Consider the following 25,333-nt stretch of genomic DNA (forward strand, 5'->3'; position numbering starts at 1 on the left):
TTTCATTGATAATGCTTTTGTTGACTATCATTTCACGAGTGCCCACACAGATTGCATGGTCAAATTGTTAAAGAACATTCACTCGACACTGCGTGTCGGTTGAGGCTGCGTATCTTACCAGCACAAACCTCAGTGTCAACAGTTAATTTCAAAAAACTTTTTTTAAAACTCTTTGCTGACAAGCCTTGCTAACAGATAGGTTCTTATTTTTAAGAACTCACCAGTATTAATAAGCAAGGCCGGCAATTCTAGTCATTTACAACTCAGAGTCAAGCTCAAAAAAGGCATAAAAACTTATCCTGCCAACCACCAACAAGTTATCCACAATTTGTGAATAGCTTACTAAGAAGCCGCTATTCCGTTGGTGAGGCGGCATTATAGGGAGACTTGAACTATTGGCAATGCTTTTTTTGACTTTTTTTGCCAACTGATGACAAAAAGAGCGTAAAAACGGAATAAATACAAAAAACAGCCAAGAAGTAGATGTCACTCTCCTTTTTTGCAGCGTAACGTTAAGCGTAGACAACAAATGACTGGAGAGTGGTACAACCTTAGTTTTTTTTTCAGATTGGGGAATTAAAGGTAGCTAACGACAAAGAATGGATTGAGTAAATCTTCGCGATGATATGACAAAGGTACTCCATCAAGAGTTTTAACCTGACCCCCAGCACTTTCAGCAATACATTGCCCAGCAGCGGTATCCCACATCATAGTCGGACCTAAGCGAGGGTAGAACTGCGCTTTTCCTTCTGCAACAAGACAGAACTTTAAGGATGAACCCGCTTCTTTCATCTTATATAGAGGGAACTGCGCCAAATATTCAGCTAACAGCGGGCTTGGATGAGAGCGACTTCCTACTATAACCGGTGTCTGTGCTGCTTCAGTCTTAATGGGTCTCCACTCATCATTACTGACACTCCATGCCTTACTGCCATTCCCCAACCAACTTATCTCTAATGCAGGAGCATGGACCACAGCCATAACAGGCCGCCCTTGCTCAATCAAAGCAATATTTACCGTAAATTCACCATTTTTGCGCAGGTACTCTTTGGTGCCATCTAACGGATCAACTAACCAAAATCGCTGCCAATGCTTTCGTTCAGACCAAGGGATATGTGCAGACTCTTCAGAGACAATAGGAATACCTGGTGTTAATGCTGCTAGCTTATCTAAGATAATGGCATTCGCAGCTAAATCAGCAGCAGTCACCGGGCTGCGATCGTCTTTTTCCGTCACTTCTACCTGTGTATGGTAAAGCGCCATGATGGCCTCACCTGCCTCCAATGCAATTTGGTATAACGACTCAAGCTGGTTTCCCACACGTCACTCCTTTGTCATTCGATAATCTTGCGAGCTCTAAGGGCATCAACACACTGTTCAACAAGCTGTTGAACATCATGACTGCCAGCGGCTAAGTGAATCTCGGCATCCAATGGCTGCTCATATTCTGAATCAATACCGGTAAACTGCTTGAGCTCACCTGCTCGTGCTTTTTTATACAGCCCTTTTGGATCCCTCTTTTCACACTCTTCCAGAGGAGTATCAACAAACACCTCGAGAAATTCACCCGATGGCAGCATATCACGCACCAACTGACGTTCATGACGATGGGGAGAAATAAACGCACTTAATACAATCAACCCAGCATCAGCCATCAGTTTTGCTACTTCACCTATGCGGCGGATATTTTCCCGGCGATCTTCCGAGGAAAATCCAAGATCCTGACAAAGGCCATGACGAACATTATCACCATCAAGTAAGTAAGTGTGGTAACCCAATTCGGCTAAGCGTTGCTCCAGTGCGCCAGCTACCGTCGACTTACCGGCACCACTGAGTCCTGTGAACCATAAAACTGAAGGCTGCTGATTCTTTTGCTTGGCCCGGTAGGTTTTGTCTACTTGGTGTGTATGCCAAACAATATTGTCATTATTGACCGTACTAATAGCCGAGGTCATAGATAACTCCATTTATATGTCTTGTTAAAAAGGGAATAGTCGAGGTATCAGGGCTAATACAACAGCCGAATACACTAATGAAATAGGCAGCCCAATCCGTAAGTAATCTTTCAGTTTGTAATTGCCTACGCTATAAACCAACAAGTTAGTTTGATACCCATAGGGAGAAATAAAGCTGGCACTGGCGCCAAATAATATAGCCATGATGAAAGGCATGGGATCAACGCCATAGCTAATTGACAAGCTGTAGGCGATAGGGAAAGCCAACGCAGCCGCTGCATTATTGGTTACCAATTCGGTTAACACCAAGGTCAGCAGATATACTGCAACCAAAGCACCATACATGCCCCAGTCGGCAAACCCTGCCATTAGCATCTCACCCATGCGCTCAGAAAGACCACTTGAGAGCATCAACTGGGCCAATGACAATGCAGAGCCAACAATCACGACAATATCAATGGGAAAACGGCGCTTGAGCTCGGCAAATGTCACCACCCCAGTTGCTATCAACACAACAAGATATGCAGCCAGCCCCTTTATAATAGGAAGGACATTCAATAACGCCGCAGCAATTACCATCATAAAGCCGAACAGCACCGTCAGGCTCTTTTGGCTATCGAGCCTAGCACTGGAGTCCAGCCCATTGACCAAAACGAACTCACGATTAAGTTGCTGCTTTTTACTGTTGAAGTTTTTTCCCGGCACGACCACCAAGGTATCCCCGGCATGGAGTTCAATATTACCAAGCCCACCAGCTAACCTTTCATGACCACGGCGAATAGCCACCACCACCGCATCGAACCGCTCACGGAACTGAACGCTCTTCAATGTCTTGCCCCGGATCCCCGCCGAATGACTGACAATAACTTCCAGCATTGACTGGCCGTTAAGGTGATGCTGGCCAAAAAGCTGGAGGCCATTGATTTCCTGCAGGGTCGTTACGCTTTCTACATCACCGCAAAACAATAGGATGTCGCCTGCCTTGAGTTGTGTATCAGGACATACCGGCGCCAACGTCTCCCCATCGCGGATAATTTCCGCCAAGAACAACCGTCGCAGTGCTCTCAAGCCATTTTCGGCTACCGTTTTACCCACCAACGGGGAGCCACCGACCACTTTGGCCTCCAAAAAATAAGGAAGATCGTCTTGTGAGTTCTCGTCATAGATAGGAAGAAGGTAGCTGAGCGGGATCAAAATCAACAACCCAATCACCAGTACTGCCAAACCGATAGTCGTCGGCGCAAAGAAGCCTAAGCTGGGCAACCCGGCATCTTCGACAAAACTATTGATGATCAAGTTTGTCGAGGTGCCGATTAGGGTCAAGGTTCCCCCGAGAATAGCGGTATAGGACAGAGGGATCAGCAAACGAGATGGCGCGTGGCGCTGATTTCGCTTGATCGCACCGATCAAAGAGACCACAACTGCCGTATTATTAGTAAAGGAAGAGAGAAAAGCGGTCGACAGGCCCAGCTTTGCCACCACCGTCGACTGTCCCCCACTCGATATCTGCTTACCGACCCAACTGATCAGGCGGGTTTTTTCCAAGCCAATAGAAACAAGGATCAGCAACACCAAGGTTAATAGTGATGAATTCGTAAAATTGCCTGCCAAAGTCGGCAAGTCAATCATCCCTGCCTGAAAGCCGATAAAGGCCGCACCTGCAAATAAATAAGCAGGCTTGATCCTTGTCGTCAGCAGGCAGGTTACTATCACCATTAACATGGCGAGAACCATTCCTTGTTCCCATTGCATCATCAATTACCCCAGCAACTTATTGATATCCTTCGCCTGCCAATGAGGGAAGTGTTTGCGGATCAGGGCATTGAGTTCAACTTCAAATGCAGAGGCCGAGGTTGATGCGATATCTTGTTCGCCAGCCAATGCTTCCCGAACCATACCGGCACCGACAGTCACATTGGTCAGGCGATCGATAACGATAAAACCACCGGTATCCGGACTATTCAGATACGGGTCAACCGCAATGGACTCTGTCAGGGTCACTTCACACAAACCAATACCGTTGAGCGGCAGGCTGCCTACTTCAAATTTGCCGAGGTTATTGATATCAACCTGATGGCGAATGGCTGAAACACTACCTACTGTTTTCTTGCCTGCGACTTTAATGTCGTATTGGCGTCCCACTTCAAGCGGAGCTTCGGCCATCCAAACAATATCGGCCAGCAGGTGGTTACCCAATACGGCCTCGTTGTCTGCCGCCACCAAGGTATCGCCACGGCTGATATCTATTTCATCAGCCAGTGTCAGGGTAATCGCCTGGCCAGCAAAAGCAGCTGGCAAATCACCATCAAATGTGACAATACGCTCGACCAGGGACTGTTTGCCCGATGGCAGCACCTTGACGCTATCACCCACCTTTACGGTGCCTGAGGCGACGGTGCCGGCAAAGCCACGGAAGTCCAGGTTAGGCCGATTGACATACTGGACCGGCAGGCGGAAATCACCTGACTGGCGATCGACATTGATATCAACCGCTTCCAGCATCGCCAGCAGGGAGTCGCCGTCATACCATGGTGTTTGATCGCTTAGATCGACCACGTTATCCCCTTCTAGTGCCGATAGCGGCACCAGTTTGATATCCAATTGCGGGTTGAGTTGTTCAGCAAACGCCAAGTACTCATCACGAATAGACTCAAAGCGTGATTGCTCAAAGCCCACCAGATCCATTTTGTTGATTGCCACAATGAAGTGACGGATCCCAAGCAAGCTCGCGATATAAGAATGGCGGCGGGTCTGATCCAACACCCCTTTACGGGCATCAATCAAGATAACCGCGACATCACAGGTCGAGGCTCCGGTTGCCATATTACGGGTGTACTGCTCGTGGCCAGGGGTATCGGCAATAATGAACTTACGCTTCTTGGTCGAGAAATAACGGTAAGCGACATCAATGGTGATCCCCTGCTCACGCTCGGCCTGCAGGCCATCCACCAGTAACGCCAAGTCAGGCTTATCACCTGTAGTACCGACCTTCTGGCTATCGGCATGGATCGCTGCAAGCTGATCTTCATAAATCTGCTGGGAATCATGGAGCAGGCGGCCAATCAAGGTACTTTTACCATCATCCACCGAGCCACAAGTCAGAAAACGCAGCAGGGATTTGTTTTGGTGCTGGTCGAGATAGGCTTCAATCCCTAACTCGGCCACTTGTTGTTCAATTGCACTGTTCATTATTCTCTCCTTAGAAGTATCCCTGGCGTTTCTTAAGCTCCATCGAGCCAGACTGGTCATGGTCAATGGCTCGGCCTTGGCGCTCACTTGACGTCGCTACCAGCATTTCTTCGATAATGCCCGACAGCGTATCGGCCTCAGACTCAATCGCACCCGTCAGTGGGTAACACCCTAAGGTTCTGAACCGCACACTCTTTTGTTCTATTTGTTCACCTGGCTGCAGCTTCATCCGATCATCGTCGACCATGATGAGCATACCGTCGCGCTCTACCACAGGACGTACGGCAGAGAGGTACAAAGGTACGATCTCGATACCTTCCAAGTAGATGTATTGCCAAATATCCAATTCGGTCCAGTTGGACAATGGGAAGACGCGGATACTTTCACCCTTGTTAATTTGACCGTTGTAGGTTTTCCACAGCTCCGGACGCTGGTTCTTCGGATCCCAGGTATGGTTCTTGTCACGGAAGGAATAAACCCGCTCTTTGGCCCGGGATTTTTCCTCATCGCGGCGTGCCCCGCCAAAGGCTGCATCGAAGCCGTATTTATTCAGAGCCTGTTTGAGCCCCTGGGTCTTCATGATGTCGGTATGTTTGGACGAGCCATGGGTAAACGGGCCAACCCCCATCGCCAAGCCTTCAGGGTTTTTGTGTACCAGCAAGTCAAAGCCGTACTTCTCGGCAGTGCGGTCACGGAACTCAATCATTTCCCGGAACTTCCAGTCGGTATCGACGTGCAGTAACGGGAAAGGGATCTTGCCCGGATAAAACGCCTTGCGGGCAAGGTGCAGCATGACCGAGGAGTCCTTACCGATTGAATACATCATGACGGGGTTATCAAACTCGGCAGCAACCTCACGGATAATATGAATACTCTCCGCTTCAAGTTGCTTTAAGTGGGTAAATCGTTTCGGGTCCATTACTCTCTCCATGCTAAGCCAGTTTCACCACGGCACCTTGCTGATCCATCTCGGGATGAGCCGGTTGTGGTTGCTTTCCGAACCAATGTAATTTTTCTGATAGGTTGACCACTTCACCGACCACAATCAGTGCCGGGGAAGCCGCCTGTTGAGCTAAGTCGTCCAACTCATCGAGTTGGCCTTTGTAAATTTTCTGGGTGGGTTGGGTACCGCGTTCAATAATGGCAACCGGGGTAGAGGCTGCGCGGCCGTGCTGAATCAATTGCTGCCTGATATCGGAGGCATTCATCAAGCCCATATAAATCACCAGGGTCTGGTTACCCCGCGCCAACGTCTGCCAGTCCAACTGATCACTGCCAGCCTTGAGATGTCCGGTGACAAACATCGCGGTTTGGGCATGCTCCCTGTGAGTCAGAGGAATGCCGGCATACGCCGTCGCACCGGCAGCGGCAGTGATACCAGGAACGACCTCGAACGGAATGTTGTGGTCGAACAAGACTTCCAGCTCCTCGCCACCGCGGCCGAAGACAAAAGGATCACCGCCCTTAAGGCGAACCACACGCTTACCCTTCGAGGCATAGTCCACCAGCAAACGGTTAGTCTCGGCTTGGGGGACACTGTGGAAACCCGCTTTTTTACCGACACACACCCGCTCGGCATCGCGGCGAACCAGATCCATCACCTCTTCCGAGACCAAATAATCAAACAGCACCACATCGGCTTGCTGCAGTAACTGCAACGCCCGAAGTGTCAACAACCCTGCATCACCCGGTCCGGCACCGATCAGAGCCACTTCACCTTGAGTGGATAGGCCTTGGCTAAGTTGCTCCAACTCCTGCTCGGCCGATTCAACCTGGCCAGCAGCAACCAAAGAAGCAAACCGCCCATTGAAGGCTTGCTCCCAGAATCGGCGGCGGGCAGAGAAAGAAGTCACGGTCTGAGCCAAGCGAGAGCGGAAACGCCCGGCAATTGTTGCCATCTTGCCTAGGTGCTGTGGCAGTAGCGCTTCGAGTTTTTCGCGGATCAGCCTTGCCAACACCGGGGCTTGGCCTGATGACGATACCGCAACGATGATGGGGGAGCGGTCGACGACAGATGGCACAATGAAACTACAACGCTGGGTGTCATCTACGACATTCACCAAAACCTGTCGTTGGTTAGCTGATTGGTAAACCAACGCATTCACAGCCTTGCGCTCAGTGGCGGCGATAGCCAGGAAAACGCCATCAAGATGGTGGGGCGAAAACTCCTCTGCCACATGCGTAACTTGGCCGTTTTCTACAGCCTGTTGAAACAGCGGCGACAGCTCAGGGCTGATAACCTTTACGTCAGCCCCTGCCCTAAGCAACATCTTTGCTTTACGCCAGGCAATATCATTGCCACCGACAACCAGGCAAGGCCGGCGCTTTAAATCAGCAAAAATTGGCAGATAATCCATGTGAGGGTGCCCCTAAGAATCCATTGATAGAAGCACTATAGTTGCGGTGATTTATTACCTGAAATTCTTAAATTTCATTTTTTATTCCAAAAAGTTCACCCCAATATTTATCTCTCGACGCTTTGCTAAAAACAGCAATAAATCAGTTTATTTAGGCAAAACCCTGCAATTGTCGCGAAAGGAATGATTCATCACAGTGATATAGGCAAATTACTCATAAGCTATACCTTTTTTGTCCTAGGCTTATGCGTAACCGAAATGTTTCTTTCTGAGGCAACCGTTTTCGACAACATGAGAAAATGCGCAGAAAAACGCGATTAATCACACATAAAAGCTATTCTTTTGCGCAAATTTGGGAGCGTTTTTGTTACCTTATGCACGCTTTCCTATACCGACACTCACGGAGAAAATTATGAAGTTATCAGCCAAACCCTTATCCCTTGCGATTTTGGGTGGCATGCTGGCTATGGCAGGACCGGCTACAGCAGACACCATCAAGCTTCGCATCCTGGAAACCACGGATATCCATACCAATGTCATGGACTATGACTACTACAAAGACAAGCCGACCAAGAAAACCGGCCTGGTTCGTACTGCTACATTGGTAAAGCAAGCCCAGTCTGAAGTAACCAACAGTGTTTTGGTTGATAACGGTGACTTGATCCAAGGTAGCCCAATGGGTGACTACATGGCAGCCAAGGGGCTAAACGCTGGCGATATCCACCCGGTTTACAAGGCGATGAACCAGCTTAACTACGAAGTCGGTAACATCGGTAACCACGAGTTCAACTACGGCTTGGACTTCCTCGACAAAGCTATCGCAGGGGCCAACTTCCCTTACGTCAACGCTAACGTCTATGATCTTAAAACCGGCAAAAATCTGTTCACTCCCTACGTGATTAAGTCGCACACCTTCAAAGATACCGATGGTGCCGAGCACGAAGTGAAGATCGGTTACATCGGCTTTGTCCCACCGCAAATTATGGTATGGGACAAGCGCCATCTGGAAGGCAAGGTCAAGGCTGAAGATATCAAGCAGTCTGCCGAGAAGTTTGTACCGCAAATGAAGGCGGAAGGCGCCGATATCATTGTGGCTATCCCGCATTCTGGCGTATCTGCTGATCCTTACAAGGTAATGGCTGAAAACTCGGTGTACTACCTCACAGAAGTAGAAGGCATCGATGCAATCGCCTTTGGCCACTCACACGCGGTGTTCCCAAGCAAAGCTTTTGCTAACCTGCCCAATACCGATGTGGAAAAAGGCACTATCAACGGCGTACCTTCTGTAATGCCTGGCCGCTGGGGTGATCACCTGGGTGTGATTGACCTAGTCCTGAAACAGAAAGGCGACAGCTGGACTGTAACCAGTGCGCAAACAGAAGCCCGCCCTATCTTCGATAAGATCAAAGGCGAAGCTATCGTAGAAGCCGACGAGAAGATGGTTGAAGCAATCAAGGCCGAGCACGACGGTACCCGTGAGTTCGTCAACCAGCCGATAGGTAAGGCCAACGACGTGATGTACAGCTTCCTGGCACTGGTACAAGATGATCCGACGGTTCAAATCGTCAGCCTTGCCCAGCAAGATTATGTTGAGCGCTTTATCCAGGGCGACCCGGATCTAGACGGCATTCCTGTGCTCTCTGCTGCAGCCCCGTTCAAGGCAGGTGGCCGCGGCAACGATCCGACAAACTTTACCGAAGTCGAATCCGGCCAGCTGACCTTTCGTAACGCGGCAGATCTCTACCTGTACCCGAACACCCTAGTGGCATTGAAAGTTACCGGTAAAGAAGTAAAAGAGTGGCTAGAGTGTTCGGCTGGCCAGTTCAACCAAATCGACCTTAACAGCGACAAGCAGCAAGGTCTGATCAACTGGGATGGCTTCCGCACTTACAACTTCGATGTGATCGACGGCGTGAACTACAGCATCGATGTATCTCAGCCAGCCCGCTACGACGGTGACTGCAAGCTGATCAATGACAAGGCTGAGCGTATCCAGAACCTGACTTTCAACGGTAAGCCTGTTGACCCAGCGCAGCCATTTATCATCGCCACCAACAACTACCGCGCTTACAGCGGCAAGTTTGCCGGTACCGGTGAAGACTTCATTGCTTTTGCTTCGCCAGATGAAAACCGCACCATTGTTGCGGACTACATCACCCGCGTCAGCAAAGAGCAAGGCGAAGTGACACCAAGTGCTGACAACAACTGGCACTTCGCTCCACTGAAGAGTGAGAAAGAGCTAAACATCACTTTCGAAACATCGCCAGGTGACAAAGCGGCCAACTTCATCAAGGAAAAAGCGCAGTACCCAATGGAGAAAACAGGTACTGACGAAATCGGCTTTGCGATTTACCGAATCGATCTACAAAAGTAAGCTAGCTAACTGATTAACGTTGACCATACCGCAGCCTCGGCTGCGGTATTTTTTTGTTAAGATGAAACCACGGCCAATGTGAAACCCAACCCTGTGAGCAAACAATGAAAACAGCCCTAGCCCAATACCTTCGAGACCATGGTGCCGATGACGAGACCATCAACCATGCCCTTGCACTCGCAGAGCCAATGGAACTGCCGACCCGTCACATATTGCTCAATCAAGGGGAACAGCCTGCTCATGCTTTCTTTCTGGTCGATGGCATTTGCCATGCCTGCTACCTGACTCCCGAAGGACGCCAGTTCAGCAAGGAGTTCTACTGGGAGCAAGAGCTGATCCTGGGGTTTGAGAGCCTAATTACCCAGCAGGCTTCCGAATACTTGCTGGAAACCCTGTCCGCCAGCCAAATACTCGCCCTGCCCTTGGCTGTGATCGAAGAATGGAAAACCCGTTGCCCTAAGCTCTATATGGCGTTACTCGAAAGACAGCTGTTGTTCAAAGAGCACAAGGAACGCTTTATGCTGATCCATACCCCCGAAGAGCGCTACACCCTGTTCTGTGATCACTTCCCTGAACTACACGCTCAGCTTGCCGATTATCAGATAGCCTCTTATCTGGGGATTACCGCCACCAGCCTGAGCCGGATCCGCGCAAGGCTTAGTGAATAAACCAGTGAAGAAAATTAATCGGGCTTTAGCCAACTTGCCTTAAGTTAATGCCAACGCCTTTGAGGTAATTTATCCTCAAGGAAGAGTGAATAATACGTACCATCAGGAGAACGACATGCAATGGCAGTGCCTCAGCTTTGACCAACTGACAACCCACCAACTTTATGATCTGCTCAAATTGCGCTGCGATGTCTTTGTGGTCGAGCAAGAATGTGCCTACCCAGAGCTGGACGACCATGACCGACAGGCCGGCACTCACCACCTATTGGGCTATCAAGACAATACGCTTGTCGCCTACCTTCGCCTGCTACCTGCCGGAACAACCTATGATGCAGTCAGCATCGGCCGCGTCGTTACCGCCCCGGAAGCCCGAGGCAAGGGAATAGGCAACCAACTGCTTGAGCAAGGCCTCGCTATGACCGAGCAACTGTGGCCGGGAGAAACCATTGAGATCGGTGCCCAGTCGCATCTGCAGCATTACTACCAGCGGTATGGCTTCGAGGCATATTCAGAAGAATACCTGGAAGACGGTATCCCACATATCGATATGCGCCTGACCAAATAACGACGGTTTCCAGCGTAGCAGGCAACAAAAAAGCCACCGAAGTGGCTTTTTTTGGTTATACCGTTACCTTACTGGGTACGACGGACAAAACTGCCATCCGAGCGGCGGAAGAACAACACCGGCTCACCATTGCGCCCTTCAATTTGCAACGCATCCAAACCGCCCTGGGCTGTCTGGCGGTAACGTAGCCATTGCCCGGCTTTGATCCGGCTCAGTGGCTTGTCGTCTCCTTCAATAGCCGCAACGGCATAGAGGTCATTAAGCGGTAAATTGTGCTGACGGAAAATGTTCGCCAAGGTCTCGCCGCTTTTTACCTGATAGCGCTGCCAGTCAACACTGGCCGACTGCGATAAAGAGCTTGCCTTTTCCGACGGTTTGGCTGCAGGCTTCGCAGCTACTGGCTGGCTTTCAACCGGTTCTAGCGGGGTAATACGGGAAGGGCGAGGCGGAGATACCGGCTCTTCTCTTTCACCAACCGCGACACGCTGTGGTTGCTGGCTTTCCAGATTCAGGGACAGCTCACGACGGACTGGCTCTGATGAAGTAGGCGGTGAAGCTTTGTCACCTCCGCCGGGTAGGATCATTAATACCCCAACCACAGGTACAAGCACCATCAAGGCACGACGGTGCAACTTGGGTAACTGTTGCCATTTGCTTGCCAGCGGAGCAAACTTGGCACGGATAGCCGTACTTCCTTGTTTCAACGCCTCCTTATCCAAGGAGATACGAGGCCACGTAAATTCACTCTTTTTGTTCGAACGGCGTTTGGCCTGTCCCATAAACAACACTCCAGCGCTATCAAATTCACGCTATCCATCGACAGCTTGTTACAATGGTTTACCCCTAGGGGGAGAAACTGTTATCCTGCCTGCTTTATTCACTCTACTAAAGAGATGACACCATGTCTGACGTTAAACTAGATACAGTTGAAACTAAAGCAAGCTACGGTATCGGTCTTCAAATGGGCCAGCAACTAGCACAAAGTGGTCTAGAGGGCCTGAATGTTGCTGCTATCGCTAAAGGTATCGCGACTTCTCTAACTGGCGACATGCCAGAAATCGAAGTTGACGACATCAACAACGCACTACGCGACCTACACACTCGCGCAGAAGCTGTTCGTCAAGAACAAGCTCAAGCTGCAGCTGCAGAAGGCGAAGCGTTCCTAAAAGATAACGCACTACGCTCAGAAGTTACAGTAACTGAATCTGGTCTTCAGTACGAAGTTCTTGTTGAAGGTAACGGTGAAATCCCTACTTCAGACAAGCAAGTTCGTGTTCACTACCACGGCCAGCTAACTGACGGCACTGTATTCGACAGCTCTGTTTCTCGCGGCCAGCCTGCAGAGTTCCCAGTAACTGGCGTAATCGCTGGTTGGGTTGAAGCTCTTCAGATGATGCCTGTTGGTTCTAAGTGGAAACTATACATCCCACAGAACCTTGCATACGGTGAGCGCGGCGCAGGTGCAGCGATCCCTCCATATGCAGCACTAGTATTCGAAGTAGAACTACTAGACATCCTTTAATCGCCCTCGCGATTGATGACAAAACGGTGCTTCGGCACCGTTTTTTGTTTCCGGCACTTCAATTAACTAACGACCATCCTACCCAAAGTTTGGCTTTTTTTATCTTTTAATTCATTTTTTGCCACAGATTTTGGTATCTCACCCGCATTCCTGACTAATCTTAAATGGGACACCCATAGTCGACGCCTACATGGAGGATTGCGAAAGATGTACCTATTGACCCAAGCCCGCGCCAAAACCTGGCTTCTACTGCTTGTCGGCAGCTTGATGTTGCCTGCCACCAGCCACGCCTTTAGCCTTTCGGACTTATTTGGCGGCGGGGATGAAGAAGCGGCTTCGACACTCAACAACCCACTGACTGATTTACTCAGCAGCCAACTTGATGTATCCACCGAACAAGCCGCAGGTGGGGCTGGTGCCCTGCTTTCCATTGCCGCGAGCCAACTTGGTGGCGAGCAAGCTTCCGAGTTAACCAAGATGATCCCGGGGCTTGATGCCCTGACTGACAGTCTACCGCCCGGCACCAGTGCCTTGCTGGGTAACATGGATACCATCAATCAAGTATTCAGTGCCCTCGACATGGATCCGAGTATGGTGAGCCAGTTTATCCCGGTCGTTATGCAATTTCTGGGCGATCAGGGAGCTAGCGCCGGATTACTCGATAACCTAGGCAGTATCTGGCAAGCCGCAGGCTAACCTGAACAGACCTTAAAAAAATCGCGCGCAAAGATACCGCGCATCATCGAGCCTTCTGTCAGACAGATGTAAAAAAGCCTTACTCAGCAATGAGTAAGGCTTTTATTTTCAATAAAGTTTGTGGGTTTAGCTAGATACCAGAACCATCAGCTTCAACATCATCCTCATGCAGGCCGCACTCACGCTTGAGGCCAAAGAAGCGGGTCTCCTCTTCCTTCATACCCGGCTGCCATTTCTGGCTAGTATGGGTATCACCGACAGACAGGTAACCTTCATCCTTGAGCGGATGGTAAGGCAACTGGTGCTCGGCGAGATACTGCTCGATATCGTTGTCGCTCCAGTCAATCAGTGGCAAGAATTTGAATAAGCCATTCTGTACCGCCAGCACCGGCAAAGTAGCCCGACTTTGAGACTGCTCGCGACGCAGGCCGGAGAACCAGGTAGATACCCCTAGCTCATCCAATGCACGGCGCATCGGCTCAACCTTGTTGATACGATTATATTGCTTGATACCGTCTAGGCCTTGCTCCCACAGTTTACCGAAACGAGCTTCCTGCCAATTCGGGCTAAGCTCTGCACGGTACACATGCAGGTTCAATTTCAGTCGCTCAGTCAACTGATCGACAAACTGGTAAGTCTCAGGAAAAAGATATCCCGTATCCGTTAAAATCACCGGAATATCAGATTTGATCCGAGTTACCATGTGCAGCATCACCGCCGATTGGATCCCGAAACTCGAGGCAAGGGCAACCTGCCCCGGCAGGTTATCCAATGCCCACTGGATCCGCTGCTGGGCAGACATCGTTTCGAGTTCGGCATTAATCTCAGCCAGTTTAAGGATTTGTTCCACCTTGCTGGCCTGCAGCAACGGGGCATATTGGCTATCAGGCATAAAAGTCCCTCTTTGAGATCAGAACCGGCTCGATGATCCCGGCACGAATAGTGAAATCACCAAAGTCTTCCCCAACTTTACGCTCTTTGGCCCAGCGGCCAACCAAGCTATCCAGTTCAGTCAGAATTTGCTCGACCGTGATATTCTCGCGGTACATTTTAGGAATACGGGTACCGTTACGGTTACCGCCGAGGTGTAAGTTGTAGCGTCCCGGCGCCTTACCCACCAATCCCACTTCAGCCAACATCGCCCGGCCACAACCATTCGGACAACCGGTGACACGCAAAATGATATTGTCATCCTTCGGTAAGCTGTGTTTTTCCAGCAGCTGCTCGATGTCAGTCACAAACTCCGGCAAGAAACGTTCTGCCTCGGCCATTGCCAGCGGACAGGTCGGCAGCGACACACACGCCATGGCATTTTTCCGCTGCTCGGACACACCATCATCGATCAGGCCGTGATCGCGCGCGATCTTTTCGATCTTGTCTTTATCGCTGGCCTGTACGCCGGCAACGATCAAGTTCTGGTTGGCGGTCATGCGAAAATCGCCTTTGTGAATCTTCGCAATCTCCGCAGCACCAGTTTTCAATGGCTTACCCGGATAATCCAGCAAACGGCCATTCTCGATAAACAAGGTCAGGTGATGCTTGCCATCAATGCCTTCCACCCAACCGATGCGATCGCCGCGCTCGGTGAATTCATAAGGGCGGCTTGGGGCAAAAGTGATCCCCGCCCGCTTCTCGACCTCGGCCTTGAAGACATCAACGCCGACTCTGTCCAGGGTGTATTTGGTTTTGGCGTTCTTACGATTAGAGCGGTTGCCCCAGTCACGTTGGGTCGTTACCACCGCCGCCGCAACATCCAAGGTGTTTTCCAGCGGCACAAAGCCAAAATCATCAGCCTTGCGTGGATAGGTCGCCTTATCGCCATGGGTCATCGCCAGGCCACCGCCCACCAGTACATTGAAGCCCACCAACTGGCCTGCTTCGGCAATCGCGACAAAATTCAGGTCATTCGCATGAACATCGACATCATTTTGCGGCGGGATCACCACGGTCGTCTTGAACTTTCTTGGCAGGTAATTGCTGCCCAGAATTGGCTCTTCGTCCGTCGTCTCCAGCTTTTCGTCATCGAGCCAAATTTCGGCATAGGCGCGGGTTTTCGGCAACAGGTGCTCACTGATTTTCTTCGCCCACTCATAGGCTTGCTGATGCAGCTCAGACTCTACCGGGTTGGTAGTACACAACACATTTCGGTTCACATCCCCTGCCGTGGCAATGGAGTCGATCCCGATCTTGTTAAGGGTCTGGTGCATCAGCTTGATATTTGGCTTAAGCACACCATGGAACTGGAACGTCTGACGGGTCGTCAAACGCAGGCTGCCATACAGCGAGTGCTCCTCGGCAAACTTGTCTATCGCCAACCACTGCTTGGGAGTGATCACCCCACCCGGCATCCTCGCCCGCAGCATCACATTGTGCAGCGGTTCGAGTTTCTGCTTGGCACGCTCGGCACGGATATCGCGATCATCCTGCTGGTACATGCCGTGGAAGCGGATCAACTGGAAGTTATCAGCGGTAAAGCCGCCGGTGATCCGGTCATTCAAATCTTCAACAATGGTGCCACGCAGGAAGTTACTTTCACGCTTGAGGCGTTCGTTATCCGACAGTTTTTGCTCGCTCATTAGTACACATCCTTTTGATAACGCTTGCTCTTGCGTAGTTCACTCAAATATTGCTCGGCCTGCTCACGGCTCTGTTTGCCCTGTTGCTCGATGATTGTCATCAGCGCATCATGGACATCTTTGGCCATGCGGGTAGCATCACCACACACATAGATATGGGCGCCGTCTTGCAGCCACTGCCACACTTCAGCAGCGTGCTCGAGCAAGCGGTGCTGGACATACACTTTCTCGGCCTGATCACGGCTAAATGCCACATCAATCCTATCGACGACACCTGATTTCAAGTACTTCTGCCATTCCACCTGGTACAGGAAGTCTTCGGTAAAGGTACGGTCGCCAAAGAACAACCAGTTTTTACCTTCAGCCTCACGGTTATCACGCTCCTGAACAAAGGCACGGAATGGGGCGATGCCAGTGCCCGGACCAACCATAATCACAGGTGTCGCATCGTTTTCCGGTAACTTGAAGTGGTTATTCGGCTCAACAAAGACCCTGACGCTATCGCCTTCTTCCAAGCGCTGGGCGAGGTAACCAGAGGCGCCACCCTGACGGGTTTCCTCGCCTTTCTGGTATTCCACTAGCCCTACAGTCAAATGGACTTCCTCACCCACCTCTTCCTGGCTCGAGGCTATCGAATACAGGCGTGGGGTCAGGCGACGCAGCAAACCAAGCAGCTGCTCGGCACTCAGGGTTGCTTTTTTCTCACCCAGCACATCAATAATTTGGGTATTGCCAGCGTATTCGCGCAGCTTGTCTTTATCCTCGACCAGCTTGGCCAGCTTTTTACTGCCGGAGAGCTCCGCATACTTGGTCACCAACTGCGGGTTAGACAGTGTGATCTCATAATGCTTAACCAGCGCCTCTTGCAGTGATAGCGATTCGCCATCCACCTCAACTTGCTCATCCGCATTCAGGCCAACTTTGGCCAAAATCGCTTCAGCAAGGGCAGGATCGTTGTCGTACCAAACACCCAACGCATCGCCCGGTTGGTAGGTCAACCCGGACCCTTCTAGGTCAATTTCCACATGGCGGACATCTTTGCCTGACTGTCGACCGGTAATTTTCTGGCTGGCCAGCAGCGCGGCCGGGTATGGGTTTTTCTTGCTGTACGCTGATACCGCCGGAGCGCTCTGTCCCAGAGGCAACTGAACCACATCGGCAGCTCCCTGCTCTGATTTCAAGGCTTCCTCGACCTTGTCTAGCGCCTCGGTACGCCACGCTGTTACCACTGATTCGTAATCCACATCGCAATCTAGACGTGGGTGGAAAGCGGTCGCGCCCTGTTTGCTGAGGAAGGCATCAAAATCTTTCGCGGTCTGGCAGAAAAATTCATAACTGGAGTCACCCAATCCCACCACAGCGTATTGCAGGTTCGGCAGTTTCGGCGCCTTTTTCGATTGCAGGAATTCATGCAGCTCAATGGCATCATCCGGCGCTTCCCCTTCACCATGGGTGGAGGCCACGATAATGACATGGGTTTCCTTGGCGAGGTTCTTCCCCTTGTAATCCCCAGCGGCAAAAATATCGGCTTTGATGCCCTTGGCATCCGCTTCTTCTTTCAGTTGCTCGGCAACCCCCTTGGCATTGCCAGTTTGGGAAGCATAAATAATGGTTAGCTTACCGGCAGGCTGTGTGCTGGCGGCTAAGGCCGGAGCCTGAGAAGGCTGAGTTTGCCCTGCCCCCTGGGTTTGGCTGAGGCCCCAAAAATACCCACTGATCCACGCCAATTGTTGTGGCGATAGCTCGGCGGCAGCTTGCTGAAGTTGACCTATTTGCTGATCATTAAGCGGGCTGGCCAGAGCTGAAAGTTCCTTAAGTAACATGACACGACGATCCCTATACATTGCGTATGGGTTAGATTAGCTACTCAGAGAAATAACAAGAAAGAATAGATAAGAATGTTTTATAACGATTTGTAAGGGTGAGGGGTAAAAAAAACTGCAGGCCCAGCTGCAGTTTTTCTAAGTAATTCAGAAGGTATCGGCTATTCTCACCTGGTGAAAACCGACTTCGAATGCCCGCTCGGTGGCAGTATCGATATCGTGGTAGCACTTCTCGCTGCCCGAACCATCAGTGAGGGGAACGAACCCACCCCGACGGTGGCGGAACTCAACAATCCATCCGTTAGCTTGGATAGATGGTTCAATTACGGCTTCCACAATCTCGCTATTGGTATAGAGCTTCTGCAACTCTGTTAACGTCATAAGCCCCAGCCCTTTTCCAGTTTCACCTTTTATAAAGGTGGTACAAAACCGAGAAAACAGGCAACAAAAAAGCCACGATTTCTCGTGGCTTTGGAATAGAGGCTTTAAAATAATCGCTTAGATATCGATTTCTGCACCTAGGAACCAGCCGTCAGCGAAGAACTCACCGCCGTTAGAGCCCTTGATGAAATCAAAGTCGTAGTCCATCACACGGTAGCCCGCACGAAGGTTCAGATCAGCCGCAACCAGTGGAATGCTCCACTTCACGCCCGCCTGGCCATCTACTGTGCTGGTGCTGTCGTAGTTACCGAAGTTCAGATCACCAAATAGCGATAGCGGTGTCATTGGAATACCTAGCTCAACATTACCGTAGATGTTTGGCTGCCACTCGCTGAAGCTTTCACCATCGAACTTGCCTGAGTTGAACTTGCTCATGGTCACACCGATATCGAACGCAACCGCATCGTTATCCAGGATTTCGTAGTAAGCGGTGTAATCAGTTTGACCGAAAGAAACAATACCGTTGTCCACATCGGTGTAACGCAAACGGAAGTTTGGTACCAATGGAACAAAGTGTTCAAACGCCACATAGTAAGAACCAGATGTATTGCTATCAGACTGGCTGCGGCTATCATTCACCTTGGCATCGGTGAACCAAGCATCGGCACCGGCTTTTACCCCAAAAAGCGTTGCTGCCTGGGCAGGTAGTGCCGCAGACAATGCGACAGCAGCGGCTACCGCAGAAAGCGCTAATTTTTTCATTTTGAGTCTCCGCTCTTTATTAGTATTTCGATAAAAAACGGCCAGACTATAGCAGATGCCGGTTAAGAAAACTGCACCTGCAATGTCAATCATCTACTTTCTTTTCAAATTTTTACATTCTATTTTTAGGCCGCCAACCCAGCGGCCATTAACGGTAATAACGCTTTCTGTGGGCTTGCTCGGCCTTATGCTCACGGTAGAACCACACAACAACCGCAATCAACAGTAACCAGGGCAGCAATTTAAACATCACCCCGATCATGCCCGCAACCGCCATCACCACGAACCCGGCGGCAACCGCCATCGCCATTCCCAAGATACTCACACCAGTACAAACCAGTACCACAGCAAATACCAGCAAAAATAAAAACTCAATCATCGCTCTCTCCTTCGACATCCCGTAAACGTCTTTGGCAACATCATTGCCTTAGATGATTTAGGTACTGCACAAAGCAGACCAAGTTAATGGGAGAGACATTAACCTTAAATATCAATACATTAAAAAAGGCATACCGCAAAGTGGTATGCCTTTATAATTTTTACTTTGGTCTATTTCGCCAACTACTTGGCTTATTTCACCATTGTGGTCCGATAGGGTTAGACATCAAGGTGAGCCGGGATCTTCGCCATCGCCTGCTCCAACACCTCAATACCAGAACCTGGCTTATGGGCATTCTCGCTGATGTGGCGACGCCACTGGCGTGCACCAGACATATTCTGGAACAGGCCCAGCATATGGCGGCTAATATGGTTGAGGTAAGTGCCTTTGGCCAACTCACGCTCAATATACGGGTACATGGCTTCGACAATCTCACGGCGTTTTTTCACCGGCTTGTCTGAGCCGTACAGGCGCTGATCCACTTCAGCTAGCAGATATGGGTTTTGATAGGCTTCACGGCCCACCATTACACCATCCATATGCTGCAGGTGCGCTTCGATCTCTTCCATTGTTTTCACCCCACCATTGATGCCCATGGTCAGGTGTGGAAAATCTTTTTTCAGCTGGTAGACACGCGGGTAATCGAGCGGCGGGATTTCACGGTTTTCCTTCGGGCTCAAACCGCTCAACCATGCTTTGCGAGCGTGGATAGTAAAGTCTTCACAGCCACTCTTTTCGCTGACAGTGCGGATGAAGTCCGTCAAGAACTCATACGTGTCCTGATCGTCAATTCCGATACGGGTCTTTACCGATACCGGAATATCTACCACTTCACGCATCGCCGACACACACTGGGCAACGAGATCTGCTTCTCCCATTAGGCAGGCACCAAAGCGGCCATTCTGAACCCGATCAGACGGACAACCAACGTTGAGGTTAATTTCATCGTAACCACGTTCTGCTGCCAACTTGGCACACTGAGCCAGATCTGCCGGGTTTGAACCACCCAACTGCAACACCAGAGGATGTTCTTCTTCGTTGTAAGCCAAGTAATCACCCTTACCGTGAATAATGGCGCCCGTCGTCACCATTTCGGTATAAAGCTGGGTACGCTCACTGATCAAACGATGGAAGTAACGGCAATGACGATCAGTCCAATCCAACATTGGCGCAATGGAAAAACGACAGTCCGGGTACTGACCCGCCTGTGCTTGCTCACTGTTAGACTGTTCGTTCATTACAACAGCAGTATCTGTCATCGGAAACCTCATTATCGACCGCTAAATCTATCGTTCCTGACGCAGGGAGCACCCGACGCCAAGGATCTTACAACGCTGCAAGGAGGCGGATTCTACCCTATTCCTAGCACTATCCCAAATCGCATCTTCTATAGTCTGTAATCTCAGGCAGCCAATACTGTAAAAACCAACACAAACCATCCCCTGCAAAGTAGTAAATAGAATATGACACAACTTTTACTGGCAAAAAACAATCTTTATAAAACATAACCTTAAGACAAAAATCTTCTCGCCGTACAGCTTAATTAGCTTTTGGACACCAGCAACCCAAAAATAAAACCCAGAAAGCTGCACAAGCATATAAACCATTGAAATTTAAAAAAACTCATCGACATCACTTAACCTTGTGAATACGCGAGCAGCTTTATCCTGCTCATCATCAGAATTACTGCACACCGTTATTAATAGCCTTGCCAGCTCGCCGGGCAATAAAAAGATCATCACGATCCACGTTAACCTAGCTTTTAGATCATGCTAGGCAAATTAATATGAGTAAAAAGATCATTGTAGGCTATTCACATTCTCCGAAAGTAATATCATAGGCTAAATGCAAAGTAACATTCCAAAAATACATATAAAGCATTGATTATTATGAGTTTTGTTGTTTACCATCTATAGACAAAATGATTTTCAGCTCTATTAAAAAAAAGCAAAAAAAGCTGAACACCGTAAATAACGTATTCAAATCAAAAGCTTAAACATATAGCGTCTAGCCTGACGAAAACGTACAGCTTTATGGTCAACAACCATAAAAAAGCAGTCATGTTGGGGGTGGGGGTGCAGGCAAGGCTTTACCTTGCGACCGTCAATGAGCGTTTTCCGGCCTGATTAACGGAATCACCATTACTGAGCTCAATTTGGCCTCGAGTGTGGTAATATGGAGTACTTATCGCTTGTATTTTGAGGTTATATGGCAAATAAAGGTCAGTTGCTGGCAACCGCCCAGCAGCTCTGTGAGCAACGAGGAGTAAGACTGACGCCTCAAAGACTGAAGGTTCTTGCGTTGATCATCGAGCATCACAGCTCGATCAGTGCTTACGAACTGCTGGATTTGCTACGAGAAAGCGAACCCCAGGCTAAGCCTCCGACAATCTACCGAGCACTGGATTTTCTCCTTGCCCAAGGCTTTGTCCATAAAGTCGAGTCAACCAATAGCTATATTGCCTGTTGCTTGCTGGGCCATGCAGATCATTGTTCTCAGCTTCTAATCTGTAGCCAGTGCGGTAATGTTGAAGAATGCCATGACGAGGAGCTTGCCAAGCTTCTTCGCCAGCGTGCTGAGCAGCGAGGCTTCGAGGTTACTAACCATGTTGTTGAAAGCCATGGTGTTTGCCAGCATTGTAAAGACAAGTAAGTTATTTTATTCAGACAGAGACAGTCGTTAATTAGATTATGCGCGCAGAATTCGTAAACCCTTTCTTGGCGTCACTTTTGAATGTTCTCAAAACCATGGCGTCGATGGAGCTGGCTCCACAGAAACCCCGACTAAAAAAAGATGAAATAGCTAGAGGCGATGTGTCTGGCTTAATTGGCATGGTCGGCCCAAAAACCAAAGGCTCGATGTCGATCACCTTTGATGAAGGGCTTGCGCTGGAGATCATGCAGAGAATGCTGGGCGAACGCCCGCATAGTATCAACGAAGAAGTCACAGATATGGTGGGTGAGATCACCAACATGGTGACTGGTGGAGCCAAGCGCATTCTGGCCGAGAAGGGCTATGAATTTGATATGGCAACTCCGGCAGTAGTCTCTGGTCGCGGCCATACCATTACCCACAAGTGCGACGGTGCCATCATTATCATGCCGTTTGATTCCGAATACGGTAAGGCCTTTATCGAGATATGCTTTGACGGCTAACCCACCGCTTTCATCCTGTCTTTTGACTTTCAACTGGCCTCGCTGGTTGAAAGTCCTCTCCCCCCAAATATCATCAAAGTTATCACTTTGATTTTTATGTGAAGTTGCCACAAATCTCGGATAAAAGACTACCAACTGTCATATATTCGATCTAGACTCATTATGCTGGATAGGCATCAAGACACTTATAGGTTTGATGTATCCTGCGCGTCATTTTGCTTACCCGTAGGGGCTAAGCAAGGAAATACCCTCATTCAAAGGAAAGATCGTAACATGAACAAACTGACTGGAACCGTGAAATGGTTCAACGATGAAAAGGGCTTTGGCTTCATCTCTGGTGCTGATGGCAAAGATGTATTCGTCCACTTCAGTGCTATTCAGGCTCAGGGCCGTCGCACCCTACATGAAGGTCAAAATGTCGAGTTTATCGTGACAGATGGTCAGAAAGGTCCACAAGCGAGCGAAGTTGTTGCTCTGTCTTAATACCGCCGAAAAGCTCTTCATAAAAAAACGCCGCAATGCGGCGTTTTTTATTGCTTCTAATCAACGAGCGCTTATTGGCGCCACTGTTTGAATGCATTGATCAAACCATTGGTTGAGCTATCGTGACTCGCTACTGCTTCTTCACCGCCTAGCTCAGGCAGGATCTTGTTCGCAAGTTGCTTACCAAGCTCAACACCCCACTGGTCAAAGCTGAAGATGTTCCAAATCACGCCCTGGGTGAAGATCTTGTGCTCGTATAGCGCAATCAGAGAACCCAGTACTGTTGGTGTCACTTGCTTAACCAAGATAGAGTTGGTTGGACGGTTACCATCAAATACCTTGAACGGAACTAGCTCTGCCACTTCTTCCAGTGTCTTGCCTGCCGCCAGGAATTCCGCTTCGACCTGCTCTTTGCTCTTACCGAATGCCAACGCTTCAGTCTGGGCAAAGAAGTTCGCCATCAATTTAGGATGGTGATCGCTCAGTGGATTGTGGCTGATTGCCGGAGCAATAAAGTCACAAGGGATCAGCTTGGTACCCTGGTGGATCAGCTGGTAGAACGCATGCTGGCCGTTCGTGCCTGGTTCACCCCAGATAATTGGGCCAGTTTGGTAGTCGATTGGGTTACCACCACGGTCAACACACTTACCATTCGATTCCATGTTGCCTTGCTGGAAGTAAGCCGCAAAACGGTGCAGGTACTGATCGTAAGGCAAGATAGCTTCAGTTTCTGCACCGTGGAAGTTGTTGTACCAAATACCGATCAAGGCAAGGATCACTGGCAGGTTCTGCTCAAGCGGTGCTTCGGTAAAGTGCTTGTCCATCTCATGGGCACCTTCCAGCAGCTCGACGAAGTTGTCAAAACCGATAGCCAGGCTAATAGACAGACCGATTGCCGAACATAGCGAGTAACGACCGCCGACCCAGTCCCAGAACTCGAACATGTTGTCAGTATCAATACCGAAATCAGACACTGATTGAGCATTGGTAGACAGCGCTGCGAAGTGCTTGGCAACGTGTGCCTGATCGCCCGCTGAAGCCAAGAACCAGTCACGCGCCGAGTGGGCATTGGTCATGGTTTCCTGAGTGGTGAAAGTCTTAGATGCAATCAGGAACAGTGTGGTTTCCGGGTTTAGACCTTTCAACGTCTCTGCGATGTGAGTGCCATCGACGTTAGACACAAAGTGCATGTTCAAGCGGGTTTTGTATGGTGCCAGCGCTTCAGTCACCATGTAAGGACCAAGATCCGAACCACCGATACCGATATTCACTACATCAGTAATTTCTTTGCCGGTGTAACCTTTCCATTCACCGTCAACAATACGTGCAGTGAAGGCTTTCATCTTTTCCAATACCGCATTGACGTTTGGCATCACGTCTTCGCCGTCAACCATCACTGGCGTGTTGCTGCGGTTACGCAGTGCCGAGTGCAGTACCGCACGGTTTTCAGTCTTGTTGATCTTCTCACCGCTGAACAGGTCTGCAATCGCTGCTTTCAGCTCTGTCTGCTCTGCCAAAGCAAATAGCTTGCTCATGGTTTCTTCAGTGATCAGGTTCTTTGAGAAATCCAGAAGGATGTCATCGCCAAAGTTGGCAGAGAACTTGTTGAAACGCTCGCTGTCGTTAGCAAACAACTCGCTAAGCTGAAGGTCCTGGGCGTCTTCGAAGTGTGCAGTTAGCGCTTTCCACGCTTCAGTTTGGGTCGGATTGATGTTTTTCAACATGATGAAGTTCCTGATTTTTAATTGTTAATCCATTAGTCTTGTCAGCATAATCCAAGCAATGGATCCCCGATCTTAGTAAATGTTGTTCGTTATGATGACCCTAGTGTAGCTCAAGTTAACAGGTCAGCTAAATTTTTGTAATTTTACAACTTATGAATAATTATGACGTGAAGGGATACCTACCTTCATTGCGTCAGGTCACGAAACTTAAGAGTAAATGGCAAGCTCAGGAAACCGACATATATTCACTATATGACCCGCTTCTTGTTCGAGTATTAAAAGGAATAATAACGATGTGGTACCAAAAAACAATCCAGCTCCGCCCTCGCGCCCGCGGCTTCCACCTGATTACCGATGAAATTGAACAACAAATTCCGGAACTCACTCAGATTAGAATCGGGCTTGCCCATCTGTTCATCCAGCACACCTCAGCGAGCCTGACACTCAATGAAAATGCCGATCCAACCGTCCGCAGCGATATGGAGGCCCACTTCAACCAAGCGGTACCGGAGCGTGCCCCCTATTACCAGCACACCTATGAAGGCGATGACGATATGCCGGCCCATATCAAAGCCTCTACATTGGGCTCCAGTATCAGTATGCCGATAAGCAACGGTCGCTTGGCATTGGGAACCTGGCAGGGCATTTACCTTGGCGAGCACCGCGACCACGGCGGTAGCCGACGCTTAATGATCACCCTGCAGGGAGAATAAATTCAGTAAGG

Annotated in this window: 24 protein-coding genes; 9 read left to right on the forward strand and 15 right to left on the reverse strand. The window is 49.7% G+C overall.

What is annotated here, in order from left to right; genetic code table 11:
* Positions 1-576 precede the first annotated feature (576 nt).
* The 6 genes from cysQ to cysG are packed head-to-tail and all read right to left on the reverse strand — an operon-like array spanning position 577 to position 7,501.
* A complete protein-coding gene (gene cysQ, locus R2X38_RS23885) occupies positions 577-1,320 on the reverse strand; it encodes a 3'(2'),5'-bisphosphate nucleotidase CysQ (protein WP_317524836.1) in 744 nt (247 codons plus the stop codon).
* Between the two features lie 14 nt (positions 1,321-1,334).
* The gene (gene cysC / locus R2X38_RS23890) at positions 1,335-1,955 is read right to left on the reverse strand and encodes an adenylyl-sulfate kinase (RefSeq protein WP_317524837.1); all 621 of its coding nucleotides are present in this window, start codon (positions 1,953-1,955) and stop codon (positions 1,335-1,337) included.
* A 24-nt stretch (positions 1,956-1,979) separates the two neighbouring features.
* Entirely contained in the window at positions 1,980-3,707 is a 1,728-nt protein-coding gene (locus R2X38_RS23895; protein ID WP_317524892.1) for an SLC13 family permease, read from the reverse strand.
* Positions 3,708-3,713: 6 nt separating this feature from the next.
* A complete protein-coding gene (gene cysN, locus R2X38_RS23900; protein WP_317524838.1) occupies positions 3,714-5,144 on the reverse strand; it encodes a sulfate adenylyltransferase subunit CysN in 1,431 nt (476 codons plus the stop codon).
* Positions 5,145-5,154: 10 nt separating this feature from the next.
* Complete coding sequence (cysD, locus tag R2X38_RS23905) at positions 5,155-6,063, reverse strand: sulfate adenylyltransferase subunit CysD (protein ID WP_317524840.1); 909 nt, start codon at positions 6,061-6,063, stop codon at positions 5,155-5,157.
* Positions 6,064-6,076: 13 nt separating this feature from the next.
* Positions 6,077-7,501 (reverse strand): siroheme synthase CysG, encoded by a 1,425-nt coding sequence (gene cysG, locus R2X38_RS23910; protein WP_317524841.1) that lies wholly within the window; start codon positions 7,499-7,501, stop codon positions 6,077-6,079.
* Positions 7,502-7,913: 412 nt separating this feature from the next.
* On the opposite strand from cysG, the gene R2X38_RS23915 reads away from it, so the two are divergent.
* The 3 genes from R2X38_RS23915 to R2X38_RS23925 all read left to right on the forward strand — a co-directional run bounded on the left by R2X38_RS23915 (position 7,914) and on the right by R2X38_RS23925 (position 11,108).
* Positions 7,914-9,875 (forward strand): bifunctional 2',3'-cyclic-nucleotide 2'-phosphodiesterase/3'-nucleotidase, encoded by a 1,962-nt coding sequence (locus R2X38_RS23915; RefSeq protein ID WP_317524843.1) that lies wholly within the window; start codon positions 7,914-7,916, stop codon positions 9,873-9,875.
* A 104-nt stretch (positions 9,876-9,979) separates the two neighbouring features.
* Positions 9,980-10,543 (forward strand): Crp/Fnr family transcriptional regulator, encoded by a 564-nt coding sequence (locus R2X38_RS23920; protein ID WP_317524845.1) that lies wholly within the window; start codon positions 9,980-9,982, stop codon positions 10,541-10,543.
* A gap of 115 nt (positions 10,544-10,658) precedes the next feature.
* Positions 10,659-11,108 (forward strand): GNAT family N-acetyltransferase, encoded by a 450-nt coding sequence (locus R2X38_RS23925; protein WP_317524846.1) that lies wholly within the window; start codon positions 10,659-10,661, stop codon positions 11,106-11,108.
* A gap of 68 nt (positions 11,109-11,176) precedes the next feature.
* On the opposite strand, the gene R2X38_RS23930 is transcribed toward R2X38_RS23925, so the two are convergent.
* A complete protein-coding gene (locus R2X38_RS23930) occupies positions 11,177-11,887 on the reverse strand; it encodes a LysM-like peptidoglycan-binding domain-containing protein (RefSeq protein ID WP_317524847.1) in 711 nt (236 codons plus the stop codon).
* A gap of 122 nt (positions 11,888-12,009) precedes the next feature.
* On the opposite strand from R2X38_RS23930, the gene R2X38_RS23935 reads away from it, so the two are divergent.
* Both R2X38_RS23935 and R2X38_RS23940 read left to right on the forward strand, forming a co-directional pair.
* Positions 12,010-12,630 (forward strand): FKBP-type peptidyl-prolyl cis-trans isomerase, encoded by a 621-nt coding sequence (locus R2X38_RS23935; RefSeq protein ID WP_107300963.1) that lies wholly within the window; start codon positions 12,010-12,012, stop codon positions 12,628-12,630.
* 207 nt (positions 12,631-12,837) lie between these two features.
* On the forward strand, positions 12,838-13,326 hold the full coding sequence (locus R2X38_RS23940; RefSeq protein WP_317524849.1) for a DUF2780 domain-containing protein: 489 nt from the start codon (positions 12,838-12,840) through the stop codon (positions 13,324-13,326).
* Between the two features lie 130 nt (positions 13,327-13,456).
* Here the strand turns inward: R2X38_RS23940 and R2X38_RS23945 are convergent, their stop codons facing one another.
* From R2X38_RS23945 to dusA, 7 genes are all read right to left on the reverse strand, one after another.
* Positions 13,457-14,218, reverse strand: coding sequence for a phosphoadenylyl-sulfate reductase (locus tag R2X38_RS23945; protein WP_317524850.1), 762 nt, complete (start codon positions 14,216-14,218; stop codon positions 13,457-13,459).
* Complete coding sequence (gene cysI / locus R2X38_RS23950) at positions 14,211-15,902, reverse strand: assimilatory sulfite reductase (NADPH) hemoprotein subunit (RefSeq protein ID WP_317524851.1); 1,692 nt, start codon at positions 15,900-15,902, stop codon at positions 14,211-14,213. Before cysI ends, R2X38_RS23945 begins: the two co-directional genes overlap by 8 nt.
* Complete coding sequence (locus tag R2X38_RS23955) at positions 15,902-17,725, reverse strand: assimilatory sulfite reductase (NADPH) flavoprotein subunit (protein ID WP_317524852.1); 1,824 nt, start codon at positions 17,723-17,725, stop codon at positions 15,902-15,904. Before R2X38_RS23955 ends, cysI begins: the two co-directional genes overlap by 1 nt.
* Positions 17,726-17,872: 147 nt before the next feature.
* Entirely contained in the window at positions 17,873-18,106 is a 234-nt protein-coding gene (locus tag R2X38_RS23960) for a thymidylate kinase (protein ID WP_317524854.1), read from the reverse strand.
* Between the two features lie 117 nt (positions 18,107-18,223).
* Positions 18,224-18,868, reverse strand: a complete 645-nt coding sequence (locus R2X38_RS23965) for a TIGR04219 family outer membrane beta-barrel protein (protein ID WP_317524856.1) — start codon at positions 18,866-18,868, stop codon at positions 18,224-18,226.
* Between the two features lie 148 nt (positions 18,869-19,016).
* Positions 19,017-19,247 (reverse strand): envelope stress response protein PspG, encoded by a 231-nt coding sequence (gene pspG / locus R2X38_RS23970; RefSeq protein ID WP_317524857.1) that lies wholly within the window; start codon positions 19,245-19,247, stop codon positions 19,017-19,019.
* 218 nt (positions 19,248-19,465) lie between these two features.
* Positions 19,466-20,485 carry a tRNA dihydrouridine(20/20a) synthase DusA gene (dusA, locus tag R2X38_RS23975; protein ID WP_317524893.1) on the reverse strand — a complete coding sequence of 340 codons (1,020 nt, stop codon included), beginning with the start codon at positions 20,483-20,485 and terminating at the stop codon, positions 19,466-19,468.
* 970 nt (positions 20,486-21,455) lie between these two features.
* Between dusA and zur the strand changes: the two genes are divergently transcribed.
* The 3 genes from zur to R2X38_RS23990 all read left to right on the forward strand — a co-directional run bounded on the left by zur (position 21,456) and on the right by R2X38_RS23990 (position 22,885).
* Positions 21,456-21,899, forward strand: coding sequence for a zinc uptake transcriptional repressor Zur (zur, locus tag R2X38_RS23980; protein WP_317524859.1), 444 nt, complete (start codon positions 21,456-21,458; stop codon positions 21,897-21,899).
* Positions 21,900-21,937: 38 nt separating this feature from the next.
* Entirely contained in the window at positions 21,938-22,402 is a 465-nt protein-coding gene (locus R2X38_RS23985) for a chemotaxis protein CheX (protein WP_187461111.1), read from the forward strand.
* 273 nt (positions 22,403-22,675) lie between these two features.
* Positions 22,676-22,885: a cold-shock protein gene (locus R2X38_RS23990; protein ID WP_036822839.1), complete on the forward strand. Its 210-nt coding sequence runs from the start codon at positions 22,676-22,678 to the stop codon at positions 22,883-22,885.
* Positions 22,886-22,956: 71 nt separating this feature from the next.
* Here R2X38_RS23990 and pgi read toward each other — a convergent pair whose 3' ends face one another.
* Positions 22,957-24,609: a glucose-6-phosphate isomerase gene (gene pgi / locus R2X38_RS23995; RefSeq protein ID WP_317524861.1), complete on the reverse strand. Its 1,653-nt coding sequence runs from the start codon at positions 24,607-24,609 to the stop codon at positions 22,957-22,959.
* A gap of 293 nt (positions 24,610-24,902) precedes the next feature.
* Here pgi and R2X38_RS24000 point away from each other — a divergent pair, with 293 nt between their 5' ends.
* Positions 24,903-25,322, forward strand: a complete 420-nt coding sequence (locus tag R2X38_RS24000; protein ID WP_317524862.1) for a secondary thiamine-phosphate synthase enzyme YjbQ — start codon at positions 24,903-24,905, stop codon at positions 25,320-25,322.
* Positions 25,323-25,333 lie beyond the last annotated feature (11 nt).

This window comes from Photobacterium rosenbergii (assembly GCF_033022775.1).
In the GTDB taxonomy this organism is placed as follows: domain Bacteria; phylum Pseudomonadota; class Gammaproteobacteria; order Enterobacterales; family Vibrionaceae; genus Photobacterium; species Photobacterium rosenbergii_A.

Excerpts from the sequence above, each read along its gene's own strand:
- R2X38_RS23985 (WP_187461111.1), top strand. The coding sequence starts at position 21,938 with ATGCGCGCAGAATTCGTAAACCCTTTCTTGGCGTCACTTTTGAATGTT.
- R2X38_RS23945 (WP_317524850.1), bottom strand. The coding sequence starts at position 14,218 with ATGCCTGATAGCCAATATGCCCCGTTGCTGCAGGCCAGCAAGGTGGAA.
- R2X38_RS23960 (WP_317524854.1), bottom strand. The coding sequence starts at position 18,106 with ATGACGTTAACAGAGTTGCAGAAGCTCTATACCAATAGCGAGATTGTG.
- cysD (WP_317524840.1), bottom strand. The coding sequence starts at position 6,063 with ATGGACCCGAAACGATTTACCCACTTAAAGCAACTTGAAGCGGAGAGT.
- pgi (WP_317524861.1), bottom strand. The coding sequence starts at position 24,609 with ATGTTGAAAAACATCAATCCGACCCAAACTGAAGCGTGGAAAGCGCTA.
- cysI (WP_317524851.1), bottom strand. The coding sequence starts at position 15,902 with ATGAGCGAGCAAAAACTGTCGGATAACGAACGCCTCAAGCGTGAAAGT.
- dusA (WP_317524893.1), bottom strand. The coding sequence starts at position 20,485 with ATGAACGAACAGTCTAACAGTGAGCAAGCACAGGCGGGTCAGTACCCG.
- cysN (WP_317524838.1), bottom strand. The coding sequence starts at position 5,144 with ATGAACAGTGCAATTGAACAACAAGTGGCCGAGTTAGGGATTGAAGCC.
- cysC (WP_317524837.1), bottom strand. The coding sequence starts at position 1,955 with ATGACCTCGGCTATTAGTACGGTCAATAATGACAATATTGTTTGGCAT.
- R2X38_RS23895 (WP_317524892.1), bottom strand. The coding sequence starts at position 3,707 with ATGCAATGGGAACAAGGAATGGTTCTCGCCATGTTAATGGTGATAGTA.
- R2X38_RS23990 (WP_036822839.1), top strand. The coding sequence starts at position 22,676 with ATGAACAAACTGACTGGAACCGTGAAATGGTTCAACGATGAAAAGGGC.
- R2X38_RS24000 (WP_317524862.1), top strand. The coding sequence starts at position 24,903 with ATGTGGTACCAAAAAACAATCCAGCTCCGCCCTCGCGCCCGCGGCTTC.
- R2X38_RS23915 (WP_317524843.1), top strand. The coding sequence starts at position 7,914 with ATGAAGTTATCAGCCAAACCCTTATCCCTTGCGATTTTGGGTGGCATG.
- R2X38_RS23940 (WP_317524849.1), top strand. The coding sequence starts at position 12,838 with ATGTACCTATTGACCCAAGCCCGCGCCAAAACCTGGCTTCTACTGCTT.
- R2X38_RS23920 (WP_317524845.1), top strand. The coding sequence starts at position 9,980 with ATGAAAACAGCCCTAGCCCAATACCTTCGAGACCATGGTGCCGATGAC.
- zur (WP_317524859.1), top strand. The coding sequence starts at position 21,456 with ATGGCAAATAAAGGTCAGTTGCTGGCAACCGCCCAGCAGCTCTGTGAG.
- pspG (WP_317524857.1), bottom strand. The coding sequence starts at position 19,247 with ATGATTGAGTTTTTATTTTTGCTGGTATTTGCTGTGGTACTGGTTTGT.
- R2X38_RS23965 (WP_317524856.1), bottom strand. The coding sequence starts at position 18,868 with ATGAAAAAATTAGCGCTTTCTGCGGTAGCCGCTGCTGTCGCATTGTCT.
- R2X38_RS23955 (WP_317524852.1), bottom strand. The coding sequence starts at position 17,725 with ATGTTACTTAAGGAACTTTCAGCTCTGGCCAGCCCGCTTAATGATCAG.
- R2X38_RS23935 (WP_107300963.1), top strand. The coding sequence starts at position 12,010 with ATGTCTGACGTTAAACTAGATACAGTTGAAACTAAAGCAAGCTACGGT.
- R2X38_RS23930 (WP_317524847.1), bottom strand. The coding sequence starts at position 11,887 with ATGGGACAGGCCAAACGCCGTTCGAACAAAAAGAGTGAATTTACGTGG.
- cysG (WP_317524841.1), bottom strand. The coding sequence starts at position 7,501 with ATGGATTATCTGCCAATTTTTGCTGATTTAAAGCGCCGGCCTTGCCTG.
- R2X38_RS23925 (WP_317524846.1), top strand. The coding sequence starts at position 10,659 with ATGCAATGGCAGTGCCTCAGCTTTGACCAACTGACAACCCACCAACTT.